The sequence below is a fragment of the Leptospira broomii serovar Hurstbridge str. 5399 genome, assembly GCF_000243715.2.
Lineage (GTDB): Bacteria > Spirochaetota > Leptospiria > Leptospirales > Leptospiraceae > Leptospira_B > Leptospira_B broomii.
The window spans coordinates 60,694-77,236 of record NZ_AHMO02000008.1; the positions used below are offsets into that span (position 1 = coordinate 60,694).

The following is a 16,543-nucleotide window of genomic DNA, read 5'->3' on the forward strand; positions in this document are numbered from 1 at the left end:
AAGGGATGTCTTCAAATTTAGGCACAAAACTATGGCCTTGTCCATGAATTGGAATCCTAAATTGATACGTGCCCTTGCCTTCGACGTTGACGGTACTTTATTTTCCTCGGAAGGAATTATTTTAGAAACCTATGCCGAAGCGATTCGCCGGTTTTCACTCGCATCCGGAATCCCTTTAGAAGTCCCGGATCGTGAGAAAATCATGCTTGAAATCGGAAAGCCGGTCAAAACCATTTTCTTGAATCTCGTTCCTCAGCTGATGGAATCCGAAAGGGATCAAATTTCCGATTCGGTATTGCATTTATTGGTGGATAAAATTCGCTCCGGAGAGGGAGAATTTTATCCTAAAGTTTTGGAAACCGTTTCTTCGCTAAAACAAAAAGGTTATCGAATCCTTGCGGCTTCGAACGGACGTAGACCTTACGTTGAAACCATCCTCGAAGTCTCGGGAATTCTTTCCCTGTTCGATCCGATCCTAATTCTAGATAATATTTCCTTAAAAAGTAAAGCCGATCTCATTTCAAAATACTTGGTTGATTACGACCTTTCTCCGGAAACACTTTTGATGATCGGAGACCGCAGTTCCGACTATGAGGCGGCCCGAAAGAACCGATGTCCTTTTGCATTCTGTGCTTATGGACACGCACCTGCAGGAGAAATTCCGGATTGGGAAGTTTCCCTCGCCCAATTGAAAGATTTGGACAAGATATTCTAAATTGAGTAGCTCGATGTAGGAGCTCCCGCATCGGCCAGTTCGATAATAAAGATTGCAAAAATACGGATTTTGTGCAATACGGGCGGGTACCGCCGCTGCGCTCCGGCCCCCGCCCAGGAAGGGCGGGGGCTCCCTGCCCTTTGCACATCGAGACAATCACCGACTAAACGAACATAGCGCAAAATACCGGGCCCATTTCCACGTATGACAAGCCAAAATTATGTAGGAGCTCCCACATCGGCCAGTTTGATAATAAAGATTGCAAAAATACGGATTTTGTGCGATGCGGGCGGGTACCGCCGCTACGCTCCGGCCCCCGCCCAGGAAGGGCGGGGGCTCCCTTCCCCCGAGATTCTAAGATCGAAGATTTGCAGTTCCTTCAAGAAACCTTCTAAAAAGTGAGAAGAGCATTCCAAGAACTTCCGAAAATCTAACTGTGCCGGAATCGGAAAAACTAAAATCCCTATTATATGTCCTGACCGGGATTTTATTTGTCTTGGTTTTATTGGACAAATCTACCGGGGGAGGATTCCGATCCACTGAAAGCGGCGGGGATTCCGGTTTCTTTTCGAAATTCAATACGATCGGAAAAACGACACCGCAACCTCCTCAATCCGCCTCCGGAAAACAGACCCACGAAGAAGTAATGGATAAGGCGGAAGATGAAATTCTTTCCGAATTGATGCAAAATGGGGGGCAAACAGTCGGCCAAAATTGGTCGGAAAGCGAGAGTACCGACTCGGACGATTTATTTATTCCGGTAGTTGATAGCCCGAAAGACGCAATTTCCGAATCTTCAACCAACGGACAAATCCATCACGAACCTGGAGAAATCGAATTGTATTTTCTCAAATTTTATGGAAAGGGAAACAAAAGCCATTCAAGACTCGTCCAGGTTAAACGAAAGCACGTCTCCGGCGACAAGGTTCATTTCATTCTCCGAGAATTATCGAAAGGACCTGATCCGGATGAAAAAAGAAACGGTGTGCTCAATGCCCTCCCCGCAAAATTCACCTACTCCAACGAATATTCCGTTGAGAACGGCATCTTGAGACTTTCCCTAGGAAGCGAATTCGAAACCGGGGCGGGACCGGAGTTACTAAAGGATCGTGTGGATCAACTCTGCTATAGCTTAATGGAAAATTTGAAAGTGAAAGGAATCCGTCTCTACATTAATGGTAAGAAAGTCCGCTCCTTAGGCGGTGTTGGATTCCCTATTCCTGATATACTTACCAAAAATCCTAGAAAAATTGCCGTATTATAATCCAAAAAAATCACTTTTTTGACACAAGGTTACGTTATCCGCGCTTCCTTATTTTATTTCCAAGGCAAATCAACGTTTTTTTGCTCTGTACAAAATTCTTTCTTGCTATAACGATTATTAGAATCGAACCGTGGATCTTGGGACGGAAATTTCTCGGAATCCTTCCGGATCCAAGCGGAAAGAAAACAATGGTTCAATGGTTTCCAGGTAGCGACCTTCGGGCCCGCCACTTATTTAAGAGAATTCTATTTAACAACTATCCTAGTGAATTCATCGAAAGCAACTTGGCCGATATTCGGCAATCTCTCGCAATCCACTATTCCTTTTGTATTCTCATCACGTTCTTTACGTTTTTAATCCCTGATTCCAGAACCGTTAACGGGGAACCTCTATTTCTACTATATTCGAGTAGAATCACATTAGTGTTGCTTTCTCTCCTATTTCTCTGGAGAAATTCACTTAAGACAGATTGGAATCCTAAGAATATGGAATCCTATAAAGTATGGTCTTCCTCCGTTCTGCTTATTTCGTTTTTACCCTTCTTATATTTGGACGAAGTTCATTACGATATCTATCTTCACCAGGCGACCGCCATTCTTTTGAGTATGAACATTCTACTATGGTTAACTACGACGACCGTTGTGTTGGTGAACCTCACATTCGGAATCGCTTTTTTCGGAATTTGCTATCTCTCCGATTCCCTATCCAACGCGTTCCAAGAATTTCCGATCCTATTAACCTATATTTTCGTCGGAACTTTCGGAAACGTCATTATGAATTATTGGAGAATGATGGACTATCGGGATAAGAATAAACTTTCTCGAGCTGTGATTCGACTCCGAAAGAAAAACGATCAGATCAGAAGAATTTCCAGCGTGGACGACCTTACCGGCTTATACAACCGTAGATATCTAATCGAGCAATTCGATATCTTCAAAAAAAGGGCCCGTCGATATAAATTCAATATGGCCCTTATTATTTTGGATATGGACCATTTAAAGGAAACAAACGATAAATTCGGACATATGGCAGGAGACGAAGCGTTGCAAACTCTTTCTGCAGTCATGAAATCCAGAGTCAGGGCCACGGATGTGTGCGCACGGATCGGCGGCGATGAATTTTGTATTCTCTTGGATTCGGTGGATCCGGAAGGACTAGAAATGCTTTGCGAATCTTTAAGAAAAGGCGTGGAGGCTCAACCATTATCAATCGAAGACGAGCATGGAACTCCGGTGTTTATAACGATCTCGATCGGGGCCTCGATTCTACCGTTTAACGAAGATTTGACATTCGACGATCTATATCAGTCGATAGACTCGGCCCTTTATAAATCTAAATCGGCCGGAAGAAATAAGGTTACCATCGTCGCCGCGAGTAAGCAGGATACGCAAAGAGACGCATTCACTTCTTGGCCGACGGAAGTTCGTATATATAAGTAAGTTCGCAATATTCACCGTCGCCGAAGTACGTCTGAGCCTTCTGTTCCAGAAAAAAAAGCCGGTGTTTTTGATTCGGTTCCAGTTCGTCTAATCTTTGAGTTACTTGCAATTTTGCGGCTTCACAAGAGGACTTTTTCATCTTAAAAACATTCTGTTCGTCGACTGAGACTACGGACGCTTTGCCCATGGCAACAAACTCGTATTTATGAGGCCCGAGAATCTTCACGCTTACCCCCGTTTCCAAATGAACTCTCTCTTTATGAGACGGTACGCAGGCGCATACCAGTAGAATCCCGGTAAACGCTAGATATCCGAGTAAGGTTCGGCTATTTATATCAGAGAAACGTAACATTCTGACCTCCTCGGTCTTCTCGCTTTGTTCATGAAACGAAATTACGACGGAAACTATCTTCCATCATGCAAACTCAAGAAAGCAATTGGGAGTATTCTCTCCCTTCGTATTTTTCATAATTGTAAAGAAGGTCCCTTCTCTTAGGAGTAAATTCGGCTTCCTGCAGGAACTTCACTGCTTCCTTTTCCGTCTTTAGACCGAAAGAACGAAGCACATTCTCTTCGATGACAACGGAGGAAATATCGTCAGCGCCGCTAGATAGGGCGAGCTGGCCTACCCCTTTCCCCAAAACCATAACGGACGTCTCTATATGCGGAATATTATCTAAAAAGATTCTACAAATCCCTAAAACTTTCAAATATTCCGTCGTAGGAACCGAGCGAACCTTGAATCTTTTGGTCTGAGGCTGAAACGTCCAGGGTATAAAAGAAAGAAATCCGCCTGTCCGATCCTGTAAATTTCTCACGACTGTAAGGTGTTCGATCACTTCAGCTTTCGTTTCTTCGGACCCGAATACGATATTGGCGCTGCCTGGAAGGCCGGCCTCATGACAGGTCTCCATCGCGCGTACCCATTCCTCCGTCGTGGCTTTCTTCGGTGAAATAATATTGCGCATTCTATCCGTAAGTATCTCGGCTCCGGCTCCCGGAACCGAATCCAGTCCTGCATCCTTTAAAAGATAAAGAACATCTAACAATGACTTGCCGGTAATTTTTTCCAGATTAATGATTTCAACGGGAGAAAACGCGCGAATATGCATCTCCGGATATTTTTGTTTTACTGAGGAAATTACATCCAAGTAATAATCGAACGGAAGATCCGGATATACCCCCCCTTGCAAAAACATCTGGTCGGCACCTTCCGAAACAGCGTAATCCATTTTTTCCAGAATTTCTTCTTTGGATAGCACGTATCCTTTTCCGTTTCCGATCTCGTCCATGAAAGAACAAAAGCTACATTCCACATTGCAATAATTCGTGTAATTGACTACTCGAAACATCGTGTAACTGGCGCTCGTATGGGGCAGAATCTTTTCACGTAACGTACGGGCTGTTCCCATAATCTTTAAATGGTCGCCGTTCTCATACAGTTCGAGGGCTTCCCCGGGAGAAATCCTCTCTCCGGCCAAAGCCTTCTCTAAAATGATATCTGTAGCTTGTTTTTGAAAAATAGAACTCATCTTGTACTGGCTTTCGTTTGTTTGCGCTTGTTACCTTCAGACTTTTCGAGTACCTGAAAAAGGCGAGATCTTTTTCCCATTTGGTTTAAAACGACGCCCTCTAATTGCGACTTATTCTCGACAAATTGCAAGAGGAATCCTAGAGAAGAAATGGATTTTAAAAGGTCTATTCAAGATAACAAATCCTATTCGAATTACTTAGCCGAGAATGTGCAAAATTCTCACGCACGGATCAGAACGGACGTTACGGCAATTTTTCCTGGACAGTGTGATTCCCCATCGTTACGGTGCTTCTGAAGACCATCCAAAGACAAAGGTACTACTGAAAGACTATGGCTATATCCAAGATCGCCTTCCACGTGATTTTCACGGTTCTGTTCGCAATCGCGAACTTCGTGTTCGTCCGCGCGGTCCTCTACCGCCTCAAACTCGTTTTCAATGGTAGAAAAGCAGCCGGAACCGAAGACTTCCGGGAACACCCGAACTGGGGATTCAGAATCAAGAGTTTCCTGGTAAACGTACTCCTTCAAAAGAAGAACTTTAAAGAACCGTTACGTGGAATTATGCATGCATTCATATTCTACGGTTTCGTAACGTATCTGCTGCATACGTCCAGCCAAATGGTAGCAGGCATATTCGGATACGGATTGGAAGACGCGTATAAGTTTTCCTTAGTCGGATCCGTTTTCGGTGATACTGCCAATTATATTTACGAATATATTCTACAATTCGTGACCGTTTTGGTTCTAGTAGGCCTAGGTTTCTTTGCCTGGAGACGCTGGATTCAGAAAGCCAAAGGATTGGATGTTCATTCCCCTGCTTCTGCGATCGTAATCTCGATGATTTCCATTTTGATGATTTCGACTCTATTAGGAGAAGGTGCAAAAGCTGTCGGAGCGGAATATGCAGACCCGATTCATGATGCCGCTCCTATCGCAGCCGCCATCGGAAGTATCTGGCAAGTAATCGGAGTGGAATACTCCACTGCGGACTTAGTCGTTCAAATTATGTGGTGGTCTCATATTCTTGCGGTCTTCGCATTTATGTTGTATGTGCCGACCTCCAAACACGCTCACTTGATCTTCGCTCCATTTAATTATTTTTTACAGTCGGACACTCCAAAAGGCGCGCTCTCCAAACTGAACTTGGAAGATGAAACGGCTGTTTGGGGAGTGAATCGGGCCGAAGACTTTCCATGGCCGAATCTACTCGACGGTCTTTCCTGTATAGAGTGCGGTCGTTGCCAGGTTCAATGTCCCGCTAACCGAACCGGAAAAGTTCTGAATCCGAAAGCCATCATTGTTGATTTAAAACATGCGCTGATGGATAAACTTCCGGAAGTCGTAAAAATTCGGGAAGGTCAAGGCGATGGAGCTGCGGATGCGATTGCGACCATTGATACCGGTGTCATTAATAACTACGAAGGTCTCTCCGAGGAAGCTCTTTGGGGATGCACTACCTGCTATGCTTGCGTGGAAGCCTGCCCGGTAGGAAATAACCAGGTCAATGCGATCATGGAAATGCGTAGACATCTGGTTCTTGCAGAATCTAAATTCCCGACCGAACTACAAAACGCATTCGTAAACATGGAAAATAACTCGAATCCTTGGGGAGTCGCTGCTCATTCTCGCGCGGATTGGGCCCAAGGGCTCGGCGTTAAAACTATGGCCGAAGACTCCAACGTAGACGTTCTGTATTGGGTAGGCTGCGCAGGTGCGTATGATGATCGAAACAAACGAATTGCCCAATCCTTCGTTAAGATCCTTCAAAAAGCGGACGTTAAGTTCGGAATCTTAGGAACGGAAGAAGGTTGTTCGGGAGATTCGGCGCGTCGCGGCGGAAACGAGTATCTGTATCAAACTTTGGCCCAAGCAAACGTGGACACGATGAACGGGTATAATGTTAAGAAAATCGTTACTGCTTGTCCTCACTGCTACAATACTATCAAGAACGAATATCCGCAATTCGGTGGTAACTTCGAAGTGGTTCACCACTCCGAGTTCATCAACGAGCTTTCTAAGAGCGGAAAAATCGACGTGGGCGTTGCGGAAGATGCAAATGCAGGAAAGTATACATATCACGACTCTTGCTACATCGGTCGTTACAACGATAACTACGAAAATCCTCGAGATGTAGTTAAGAAAGTATCTGGCGGAAAATTATCCGAACCTTCCGACCACCATACCAAGGGACTCTGTTGTGGAGCCGGTGGAGCACAGATGTGGATGGAAGAACAGAATAACGATCGGGTTAATTTCAAAAGGACCAACCAATTGCTTGCAACGGGTGCAACCACGATCGCGACCGCTTGTCCGTTCTGCATCACGATGATCACCGACGGAGTGAAGCAAGAGGGTAAAGTCGAAGAAGTAAAAGTAAAAGATATAGCGGAATTGGTTGCAGAAAACTTGAAGTAACGATTCGGCTCGCTCGAACACAAAAAAGCCTCCTAATCTTAGGAGGTTTTTTTTATCTTTTTTCCTTTAATAGAAACCTATATGCAATTTGAAATTCTTCCGATTTTAGATCAAATGATCGAACTGTATCAAAAGCCTATCAATATGGATCGATTCAGAAGATATTTAAACTTAGCATTAAACGAAGACAAATCCGACATCGAACTGCCGATATTAAATTTCAATCCGATGGCCAAGGAACATATTCTTAATAAGTGTATAGAATTACGAAATCTGCATGCTGAAAAAATATTGCAGGAAGAAATCCGGAATTGTAATTCGAAGCAAAGCAAAATCCCGACCTCGCGTACAATCAAAGTATCGATAGCCGTCGCCGACGATATCGCAGGGAGCTGGACAAATCGATATTCTACCGATTACAGTTCCAAATTTGAAACTTCCCCGCTCTTAAATAGAAATTTCTGCACTCCCCTTTTCTTCGCATCCGAATCCTTACAGCCGAAATTGTTTCGTCTCCGCTGTAAAGAATACATTCTGAGGACGATCTTTCAGATAGAACATGGAGATCCTAAAACTTTAGGGCAGCATATTGAGCAGGAAGGAAAAATAAAAATCCAGACTAACCAAGAAGATGAGATCGAACTAGAGCAATATTTCGCCGATTTTTATTTTGAAAATAGAAAGAGGCGATCGTTCGAAAATTTTTCCGTTTCTATACGGTGATAGAGCCGCCGTTCAATTCGGCTATGATCCTTTAGGAACCGCGGATTTTTTCGGTTTCAAAGTCGCAAAGAAATTATGTCAGGAATACGAAATCGAATTCGGTAAATCGAACGAATAAAATAAAAAAAAGCGGAACGTTTCCGCTCCGCCGTGAATCATCTGGTGCAAATACACTATATGCGACGGGGGCAGCCTAAAAAATACACGTAATACGCAAATTTTTCCGATCCGTTTTTCCTACCATTTTCGCCTTATAAATTATTACAGGTCGGTGAGTTTCTTACTGAACTGCTCATACATTGCATTTTCGGCATCCAGAATCGTTTGCTCGCCGTTATTGAACGGCATATGACCTTTTATAATGGCTTCCCACGCGATCACTCCCGATTCTATATCCACAGCCTTAACGATCACTTCTGCAATGAATCTTACTCGCGTTCCTCGGCGCACCACATTATAGTTCGTAATTCTTCCGAAAAAGGCATAGTTCGAATTCAAAAGCTTTCCAATATTTAAGCCGTCGCTTTCAGTTATACCCGTTTTACTCAGAGTCATTTCATTTAAAAGCTTATCGACTTTGCTTCTCTCCAAAACGGTCAATCCTGTCCTCACAAGGGCAAGCTCCGCTTTTTCACGGTTTCTAGCTTCGATGTTTTTCCTACGGTTCGCTACGACTTCGTTCTGTTTCAATGCTTCAGCCATTTCAAAAGGAAAAACGACATACTTGTCTTTCCCAGGCTGAGAAATCCCCGATTTGGCGATAACTTGAATATCGAAATGCTGAGCGCTTCTGCAATTATAGAATGAAAATAAGATCGCGAGCACGATGACGGCTCGAAAACGGATTCGTTTCATCGATTCTCCTCTTTGAACAATAATGGACGCGTATAAACGACATTGCATTTCTTTTCCTGTTCTAAATCGAGAAAATTATCCGATAAAAATTAGAGTCTCAGAAAAAATCCCCGAGAAAAAAGGAAAGGTTATAATCGATCGAAATAGCGATAAGCGATCGCTTTCGAATCAACCTTCGGTTTATTTTTAACGTTGCGGACGCGCGAATTTTTGTCCAATCGCATGCGGGAACATCCGAAAAGCGCGATCTTACTTTTCTATATTCGTGTAGAAAATACTAAACCGTTTATCCTCGATAAGAATTGAAGGCCAAAGAAATGCTTCGATCTTCCGAAAGATTCGCCGAAGGAGAAGACCTCTCACATCCTGAATTTGGAATCGGTCTTAATCTTGCGGAATTTCCTGGGTCGGATAATCCAAAAGACGGATCTCGGGATTCTTCTTTTGAAAGTATCCCTTTTCCCATTCCGAATCGAAGAGCAGGGCCGCTCGATTGATGCTATCGACGACCAAATTCGAACCGACCGGAACCTTAGCTACGTCTTCCTCGGGAAGCCAGCAAGAAACTTGATACGGAAGTATATTGATATTGGTAGGAGCTCCATATTCGTCTTGGAGACGTCGGCGGAATACTTCGAATTGTAACTGTCCCATCGCACCGATAACCGGAAGTCCTCCTCCGACGGTTTGGGAGGTAAATAAATGCAGAATACCTTCTTCCGCTAATTGTTCGATTCCCTTTCGAAAGCTCTTCAGCGCTCCGGTTTCCACGCAGGAAAGTGTCGCAAAAATTTCGGGAGCAAATACCGGAAGAGGTTTTAAATCCGGAACCTTTCCGCTGGCTAATACATCGCCTATCGCATACGTGCCCGGATTTACTAACCCGATGATATCTCCCGGATAAGCTTCATCCACCGTATTTCGGTCTTGGCCGAAAAAAGCAAACGATGATGAAAGCTTCACTTGCTTTCCGAGTCGGCCATGATTTACGTTCAATCCCCTTTCGAACTTTCCGGAACAGACTCGAAGGAACGCAATACGATCCCGATGTGCCTTGTTCATGTTTGCCTGAACCTTAAAAACGAACCCGCTAAACGGAGTCGTAACCGGATCCAATCTCGAACCGTCTTTCAAAGGAAAATATAAAGGAGGGGGTGCTATTTCCAAAAAGTGATCCAAGAACAATTGAATTCCGAAATTGTTCACCGCCGATCCGAAGAATACGGGTGTGATTTTAGATTCTAAAAAATCCTGTAAGGAAAACTTTCCTATCCCGTCTTCAACAAGTTCCACTTCCTCGCGAAACGCTTTCAAGACCCAATCTTCGAACATAGAGTCCAGATTCGGGTCTTCGATACCCGAACTTTGGAAGGAGGATTTTTGTGAACCTCCCGGAGTTCTATCATAGGTATAAATTTTCTTATCCAGACGATTATAAACTCCGCTAAAGTCTACACCCGTCCCGATCGGCCAGACCATCGGAATTGCAGTAATACCTAATACTTTTTCAATCTCATCCAGTAATTCAAAGAGAGGTTTCGTAGGCCGGTCCATTTTATTAATGAACGTCACGATCGGGATTCCACGATCTCGACAAACTTTAAAAAGTTTAATGGTCTGAGGTTCGACCCCCTTTCCGGCGTCCAAAACCATTACCGCAGTGTCCGCAGCGATTAATGTTCTATAGGTATCTTCGGAAAAGTCTTCGTGACCCGGCGTATCCAATAAATTTAAAACATGATTCTTGTATTCGAATTGTAAGGCAGCGGAAGTGATCGAAATTCCTTTCTCCTTTTCCATTTCCATCCAGTCGGAAGTGGCGGCCTTGCGATTCTTTCGAGCCTTAACGGCTCCCGCTAATTGAATAGCGCCCCCGTAGAGAAGAAGTTTTTCAGTAAGAGTGGTTTTTCCAGCATCCGGGTGAGCGATGATCGCAAACGTTCTTCTTCGTTTGGTTTCCTCTTCCACTGATTTCTGGGTAACGACCGATTCGGACACGATGTAAATCTCCTCTATGAATACGTTTTTCTGATAGGATCAGGTGTCAGCACGAAAACCCCAAGGATTTATTCATGGATTCGTATTTAGCCGGTAAACTCCTCGTAATAGGTGTCATAGATAGTCCCCGATTAGTCTTTTACCGTCCGACTTCTACAGTCGAACGATTCACACGCTTTTTTCCCCGGAAAACACTCGGGAGGGGGATTCCCTCCCTCCTTTTTTTCAGTAATTTCTGCCCCGCTTTTTGAGGTTGTCTAATGCTGAATCCCGTATTTTTCTGGCCTTTGACTCGCATCATGTCGGTTTCAAAAATAAAACATCTGATTTCCTGGAAAGATTGGGCGGACGACGAAGTATTAGATCTTCTACAATTTGCCGTTCATGTGAAACACCATAGGGCTAATTACCTTGGGCACATGACAGGCCGAACTTTGGCTATGCTCTTTCAGAAAACTTCCACGAGGACGCGAGTTTCCTTCGAAGTCGCCATGACTGAAATGGGTGGCCATGCAATTTATTTGGATTGGATGACTTCGAATTTTCTTCTCTCGGATATCGATTTAGAAGCGGAATACCTGTCCAGAAACGTCTCGGTCATTATGGCGAGAATGCGTAAGCACGAGGATCTTTTACAGTTAAAGGAAGGTTCCCAGGTACCGGTGGTCAACGGCTGCTGCAACATGTTCCACCCTTGCCAATCGTTGGCGGATATATTGACCATAGCGCTGGACAATCCTAAACCGATCTCCGAACTAAGCATGACTTACATAGGGGTTCATAATAATGTAGTGAACTCCTTGATAGGAATCACCTCCGCTCTAGGAATGCAACTAACGCTTGTGACTCCAATTGCAGACGCGGAAAATATCGATCAAGAAACGGTCGAACGGGCTAAGAGAAAAGGAACTCTTGCCTGGGAAGGGGATTTGATCCGAGCGATTAAAAATACGGATTATATCTACACGGACACCTGGGTAGATATGGAATTTTTCAACGATCCTAGCTTTGCGGATAAGAAAAAGGCTAGGATGGAGTTAATGATGCCTTACCAAATCAACGAGGCTCTTCTAAAAGAAACGAAGGCGAAAGTGATGCATGATATGCCGATCCATTCAGGATATGAGATCACTAGAGAGGTCGTTAGAAGCCCTAGATCGATTATCTTTCAGCAGGCAGAAAATCGACTGGATGCGCAAAAGGCAGTCATTCTACAGCTTTTAGAAGCTTAAAGCCAAGCCTCCAAAAATCCGTTGCCGGAAGGACCACCTCCGAAAACCCTGTTCCAAGAACGGCCGCGATCGGCTTTAAAAACGGAAACAAAGGTATTTCTATGTCCAAACAACCCCATCCGAAGGATGCGCTATTCGAAGGAGAGAAGCCCTTCCCCATTATTCCCGCCTGCGAGCATTTTGCCGGCTCGGAAAAGCTTATCACCAAAGCGCTTGAACTCCAAAACAAACTCGGCGGTCTTTTCGACATTACGATGGACTGTGAAGACGGGGCTCAAACGGGTAAGGAAAAAGAGCACGCAGAAATGATCGTGCGTATCCAAAACTCGGAACTGAATAAACATAATATGAGCGGAGTTCGTATCCACGATTATACGAACTCATATTGGAAACAGGACGTAGATATTATCGTTCCGGGTGCAGGAGCGAAAATCGCTTACATTACGATTCCAAAACCTACGAAAGCATCTCAGGTCGAAGAGATGATCAGTTATATTCAAAAAGCGACACAAAAAGCGGGAATTAAACGTGAAATTCCGATTCACGTTCTGATCGAAACTCATGGAGCGCTTTGGGAAGTTGAAAAAATCGCAGCCCTTCCCTGGATGCAAGTTTTGGACTTCGGATTGATGGACTTCATTTCCGGACATCACGGCGCTATCCCGGCTTCTTGTATGAAAAGCCCGGGTCAGTTTGATCATGAACTTTTAAGACGAGCGAAATCTACCGTAGTAGCTGCAGCATTGGCTCACGGAGTGATTCCGGCCCATAACGTAACATTGGATTTAAAGAATCAGTATCAAACGTACAAAGACGCAAAACGAGCTCACGACGAGTTTGGCTTTTTACGCATGTGGTCCATTTACCCCACGCAAATCCAAGCGATCCTGGATGCGATGGCACCCGATTATAGCGAAGTTCAAACTTCTGCAGAAATCCTGGTGAAAGCTCAAGACGCAGAATGGGGACCAATTCAACACGCAGGCGACCTTCATGACCGTGCAACCTATCGTTATTTCTGGGAAGTTTTGCAAAAAGCAAAACTAACAGGGATTGCCATTCCGGAAGAAGCTACAAAAAGATTCTTTTAAGATAAAAAGTTTTTCGAGTATTGCAAAGCCGCAGAACCATTCTGCGGCTTTTTTATTTTCGATGGTGGGAGAGTATCTAGGACTTTGAAAATGTAACTAATGTCTGCGAAGGTTCAAAATCCCCACCCATCCTGGGCGGGGGCCGGATCGGTGGTACCCGCGTAGCTGCTGCCTCGCGAATATCAGGATTTCTTTTTATTTGCAAGTATTTTTGAGTGGCATTCGTTGTGGGAGCTCCCACAACAAAATTTACAGAATTTTATTGACATTTCGTCTATCGTGTGCTAATTAACTACCTCCCGTAAAACCACCACCGGCCCCCGCCCAGGATGGGTGGGCCATACAAAATCACATCATCCGATCTTTCACAAAGATCGACATCGCTAAAAAACGGAATTTGAGATTATTCTATCTGCTAAACTTTTCGTTTAGTTTGCCTATGAGCTCGTTTAGGCTGCGGTCCATATATTCCCAGGCCTTTTTACTCATCGGCTCTAGAGGCATTTTCTTTTGAAGCTGCTTGAACCGATCAAAAGATTCCCTTGCAAAGTCCAGAAATCGACGGGGACTAATTCCTAAACGGTCAAATTGGCTTTCGTGAGAATTAAAAAGTCCGGCTAACTTTTCTCGATACTCGCCTTCCAGAAAATAGAAGCGAAGATCCCCCATCGACTCGTCTATGGCTTTATAGATTTTACGACCGGGACCATCATCCTTTTTCGGAGACGAGTCAAGATCAGGTCTTACGGCGATCACGCTCTTCGGCGCCTTATCCTTATCTTTCTTTTCGAGTTTCTGAAATTTTTCTCGCTTCAAAACTTCGCTAAGAATGGTTTTCTTTTTTTCCGCCAACTTTATTCGGATCCCTTGAGGTTAATGATATCGAGGACTCGACTGATAACTAGCATATAAACTTTGGAAATTTATGTCCAGTAGTTTCCTTCGCATTTTGAAAATGGAATTCCATCAAATTATAGCCGACTTCGCAGACTATAGAGTTTGCGCTATACACCTTTAGACGAGAGGATCATTCTTTCTCAACCTACGTAATTCACAATTTTGCAACCACTCGCAACGTAGGCAAAACGGATCTTCAGAGTCGTAAGAAGAAGGCGGGCAAAGATTCGTATTAGTAGCTTGCAATGGCTGTAGAACTTTCTCCCTTTCTTCGACGGACGAAATCGAATGCAACTTACTTAATAAATCGCGGTTTTTACGAATTTGAACTTCGAACAAATTATCCATCGGAATCGGAGCATTTGGACTCGCTTCTTTCTTAATCCTTTTGATAAAGATCGGAGATTTCACAGGCTTTCCCCAATGGGAGAAAATTTTTAGCGCAAGTAAACCGAATACTGCACCGCCAAGATGTCCTGAATTACTCATCATTCCAAAAAAAGAGGTCTGATGATCTTCGCTCCGATAATACTGAAGTAATGTAAAAAGGTCATAAGCAAAGCCCACACCTACGAGCACCCATGGTGCATATTTTGCTCGTACAGGTGGGAAGGCAAATCTCGCCTCAGGAAAAAGATTCCCAAATATGGCGAGAATTCCAAAGACACCTCCACTAGCACCTATTGTAGAAGTATGATAACTATCCCAAGAAGAATATTCTGGTACCAAGCCTGTCTTTAACCCGACAAAAGCAAAAACCACCACGAAAATTCCCCCACCGAGTTGGGATAAAAGATAAATCGTAAAGAATTTCCACTCGTTCATATAGCGACAAATCCAAAATCCAAGTGTATACAAGCCAAACATATTCATACCGATATGTAAAAAAGGCATAAATAATCCTTCGCCTACTACGTGAAGAAAGCCGTACGTAAAGATCTGCCAAACCATCCCCTTCTCAACAACGAGACTTGGATTTAGGCCAAAATAATAAGTTAGAATTCCCCCGCCGCCTTCGAGCATGAGGAGTCCCCATACGGCGAAGTTCGTAAATAATATGATATTCAGGGGATGGAATACGGAAAATCCGAACAGCTTCAGACTAGAGCCGTAATTTCTCTTTGCCATTATGTAAGGTTTAAGGGAACTGGTAGTGGAGTCAAGTAGGCAAAGCCGGGGCCTATTGTAGCCCCGGTTCGTCCTCATCCCCTGGGAGTTGGCGGATGATTTCAATCACATAGTTATAATCGTAGGAAAGGAGGGCTCGCTTTAGTAAATCGAGCCAAAAAAAGTTTGGAAAAGCAAAATTTACGCCCTATCTTCTGGGAAGGCCGAATTTTACGTCTTTTAGACCAGCGCATGATACCCGGCAAAAAAGAGTGGTTTTTGGCTTCGACCGCGGACGATACAATTCTAGCCATCCGCGAAATGATTGTTAGGGGGGCGCCGGCAATTGCGATCACCGGATTATTCGGTGTGGTCTTAGAATTAAAAAAATTCGACGCCAAGCCGTCATATGAATCGCTGGAGACAATTCTATCTCGCATCTTAGAATCAAGGCCGACAGCGGTTAATCTGCGAACCGCTCTCGACGAATTTAGAAAACTACTCCCGAAAGAAAAATTCGAATCTTTAAGCTTAAGCGAAATCCAAAATATCGCCGAGAAATTTGCGATCGGTGTCTACGAAGATGATATTCGAAATAATATAGCTTTATCGAATAATGGATTGGCATTATTTCCGAATAAGTCGGAAAAAATAAGAATTTTAACTCACTGTAATACCGGAGCCCTCGCAACGGCGGGTCACGGCACGGCCTTGGGTGTGATCCGCTCTCTCCATGAAGAAGGATACGATCTAACGGTCTATGCAGATGAAACTAGGCCTTATCTTCAAGGCGCACGACTAACCGCTTGGGAACTATTAGAGGAAGGGATTGATTCTTACTTAATTACGGATAGTATGGCAGGTTGGTTGATGACGACTCAGAAAATCAATGCAGTGATTGTCGGGGTCGATCGAGTCGCAGCCAATGGAGACTCCGCCAACAAAATCGGAACATATCCCTTAGCCATCGTAGCGAAGGCCCATGGCGTACCTTTCTACATTGCTGCCACGGAAAAAAGTTTCGATTTCCGAATCCCTTCCGGTAAAGATATTCCGATAGAAATGCGAAACCCTGAAGAAGTCACAAGATTGAATTTCTTAAAAAAAGAAGACGGTTCCCCTATTTTAGGGGAAGGCGTTATTGCTCCAAAAGAGGTCAAAGCTCTAAATCCCTCATTCGATGTAACTCCTGCCGTGTTGATCACTGCATTTATTACCGAAAGAGGTATCGTAAAACCGTCCGAAATCCAAAAAGTATTCGGTTAACTAATCG

At 44.0% G+C, this 16,543-nt stretch carries 14 protein-coding genes; 8 read left to right on the forward strand and 6 right to left on the reverse strand.

Translation table 11 applies throughout. From position 1 onward, the window contains the following. Window positions 1–31: 31 nt before the first annotated feature. From LEP1GSC050_RS05655 to LEP1GSC050_RS05665, 3 genes are all read left to right on the forward strand, one after another. Window positions 32–715, forward strand: a complete 684-nt coding sequence (locus LEP1GSC050_RS05655) for an HAD family hydrolase (RefSeq protein ID WP_020987265.1) — start codon at window positions 32–34, stop codon at window positions 713–715. 436 nt (window positions 716–1,151) lie between these two features. Further along, window positions 1,152–1,979 carry a GerMN domain-containing protein gene (locus LEP1GSC050_RS05660; RefSeq protein ID WP_010570277.1) on the forward strand — a complete coding sequence of 276 codons (828 nt, stop codon included), beginning with the start codon at window positions 1,152–1,154 and terminating at the stop codon, window positions 1,977–1,979. A gap of 188 nt (window positions 1,980–2,167) precedes the next feature. Beyond that, window positions 2,168–3,418, forward strand: a complete 1,251-nt coding sequence (locus LEP1GSC050_RS05665) for a GGDEF domain-containing protein (protein WP_040911438.1) — start codon at window positions 2,168–2,170, stop codon at window positions 3,416–3,418. Here LEP1GSC050_RS05665 and LEP1GSC050_RS05670 read toward each other — a convergent pair. Together LEP1GSC050_RS05670 and mqnC are read right to left on the reverse strand one after the other, a co-directional pair. Continuing rightward, window positions 3,381–3,770 (reverse strand): LIC11299 family lipoprotein, encoded by a 390-nt coding sequence (locus LEP1GSC050_RS05670; RefSeq protein WP_020987446.1) that lies wholly within the window; start codon window positions 3,768–3,770, stop codon window positions 3,381–3,383. The genes LEP1GSC050_RS05665 and LEP1GSC050_RS05670 overlap by 38 nt on opposite strands. Before the next feature lie 73 nt (window positions 3,771–3,843). Beyond that, window positions 3,844–4,950, reverse strand: a complete 1,107-nt coding sequence (mqnC, locus tag LEP1GSC050_RS05675) for a cyclic dehypoxanthinyl futalosine synthase (RefSeq protein ID WP_010570279.1) — start codon at window positions 4,948–4,950, stop codon at window positions 3,844–3,846. A 332-nt stretch (window positions 4,951–5,282) separates the two neighbouring features. Between mqnC and LEP1GSC050_RS05685 the strand changes: the two genes are divergently transcribed. Together LEP1GSC050_RS05685 and LEP1GSC050_RS20355 are read left to right on the forward strand one after the other, a co-directional pair. Continuing rightward, window positions 5,283–7,367, forward strand: a complete 2,085-nt coding sequence (locus LEP1GSC050_RS05685) for a heterodisulfide reductase-related iron-sulfur binding cluster (RefSeq protein WP_010570280.1) — start codon at window positions 5,283–5,285, stop codon at window positions 7,365–7,367. Window positions 7,368–7,448: 81 nt separating this feature from the next. Beyond that, window positions 7,449–8,090: a hypothetical protein gene (locus LEP1GSC050_RS20355; protein WP_020987374.1), complete on the forward strand. Its 642-nt coding sequence runs from the start codon at window positions 7,449–7,451 to the stop codon at window positions 8,088–8,090. Window positions 8,091–8,351: 261 nt separating this feature from the next. Here the strand turns inward: LEP1GSC050_RS20355 and LEP1GSC050_RS05695 are convergent, their stop codons facing one another. Then, window positions 8,352–8,945 (reverse strand): CsgG/HfaB family protein, encoded by a 594-nt coding sequence (locus LEP1GSC050_RS05695; RefSeq protein ID WP_010570282.1) that lies wholly within the window; start codon window positions 8,943–8,945, stop codon window positions 8,352–8,354. Between the two features lie 384 nt (window positions 8,946–9,329). Further along, entirely contained in the window at window positions 9,330–10,943 is a 1,614-nt protein-coding gene (locus LEP1GSC050_RS05700; protein WP_010570283.1) for a peptide chain release factor 3, read from the reverse strand. Window positions 10,944–11,242: 299 nt separating this feature from the next. Here LEP1GSC050_RS05700 and LEP1GSC050_RS05705 point away from each other — a divergent pair, with 299 nt between their 5' ends. Beyond that, window positions 11,243–12,175 carry an ornithine carbamoyltransferase gene (locus LEP1GSC050_RS05705; RefSeq protein WP_040911176.1) on the forward strand — a complete coding sequence of 311 codons (933 nt, stop codon included), beginning with the start codon at window positions 11,243–11,245 and terminating at the stop codon, window positions 12,173–12,175. Between the two features lie 101 nt (window positions 12,176–12,276). Further along, entirely contained in the window at window positions 12,277–13,266 is a 990-nt protein-coding gene (locus tag LEP1GSC050_RS05710; RefSeq protein WP_010570285.1) for an HpcH/HpaI aldolase/citrate lyase family protein, read from the forward strand. 408 nt (window positions 13,267–13,674) lie between these two features. Here LEP1GSC050_RS05710 and LEP1GSC050_RS05715 read toward each other — a convergent pair whose 3' ends face one another. Next, window positions 13,675–14,118, reverse strand: a complete 444-nt coding sequence (locus LEP1GSC050_RS05715) for an LIC11177 family protein (RefSeq protein WP_020987222.1) — start codon at window positions 14,116–14,118, stop codon at window positions 13,675–13,677. Between the two features lie 162 nt (window positions 14,119–14,280). Beyond that, window positions 14,281–15,291, reverse strand: coding sequence for a rhomboid family intramembrane serine protease (locus LEP1GSC050_RS05720; protein WP_010570287.1), 1,011 nt, complete (start codon window positions 15,289–15,291; stop codon window positions 14,281–14,283). Between the two features lie 165 nt (window positions 15,292–15,456). On the opposite strand from LEP1GSC050_RS05720, the gene mtnA reads away from it, so the two are divergent. Then, entirely contained in the window at window positions 15,457–16,536 is a 1,080-nt protein-coding gene (gene mtnA, locus LEP1GSC050_RS05725; protein WP_010570288.1) for an S-methyl-5-thioribose-1-phosphate isomerase, read from the forward strand. The last annotated feature ends 7 nt before the right edge of the window (window positions 16,537–16,543 follow it).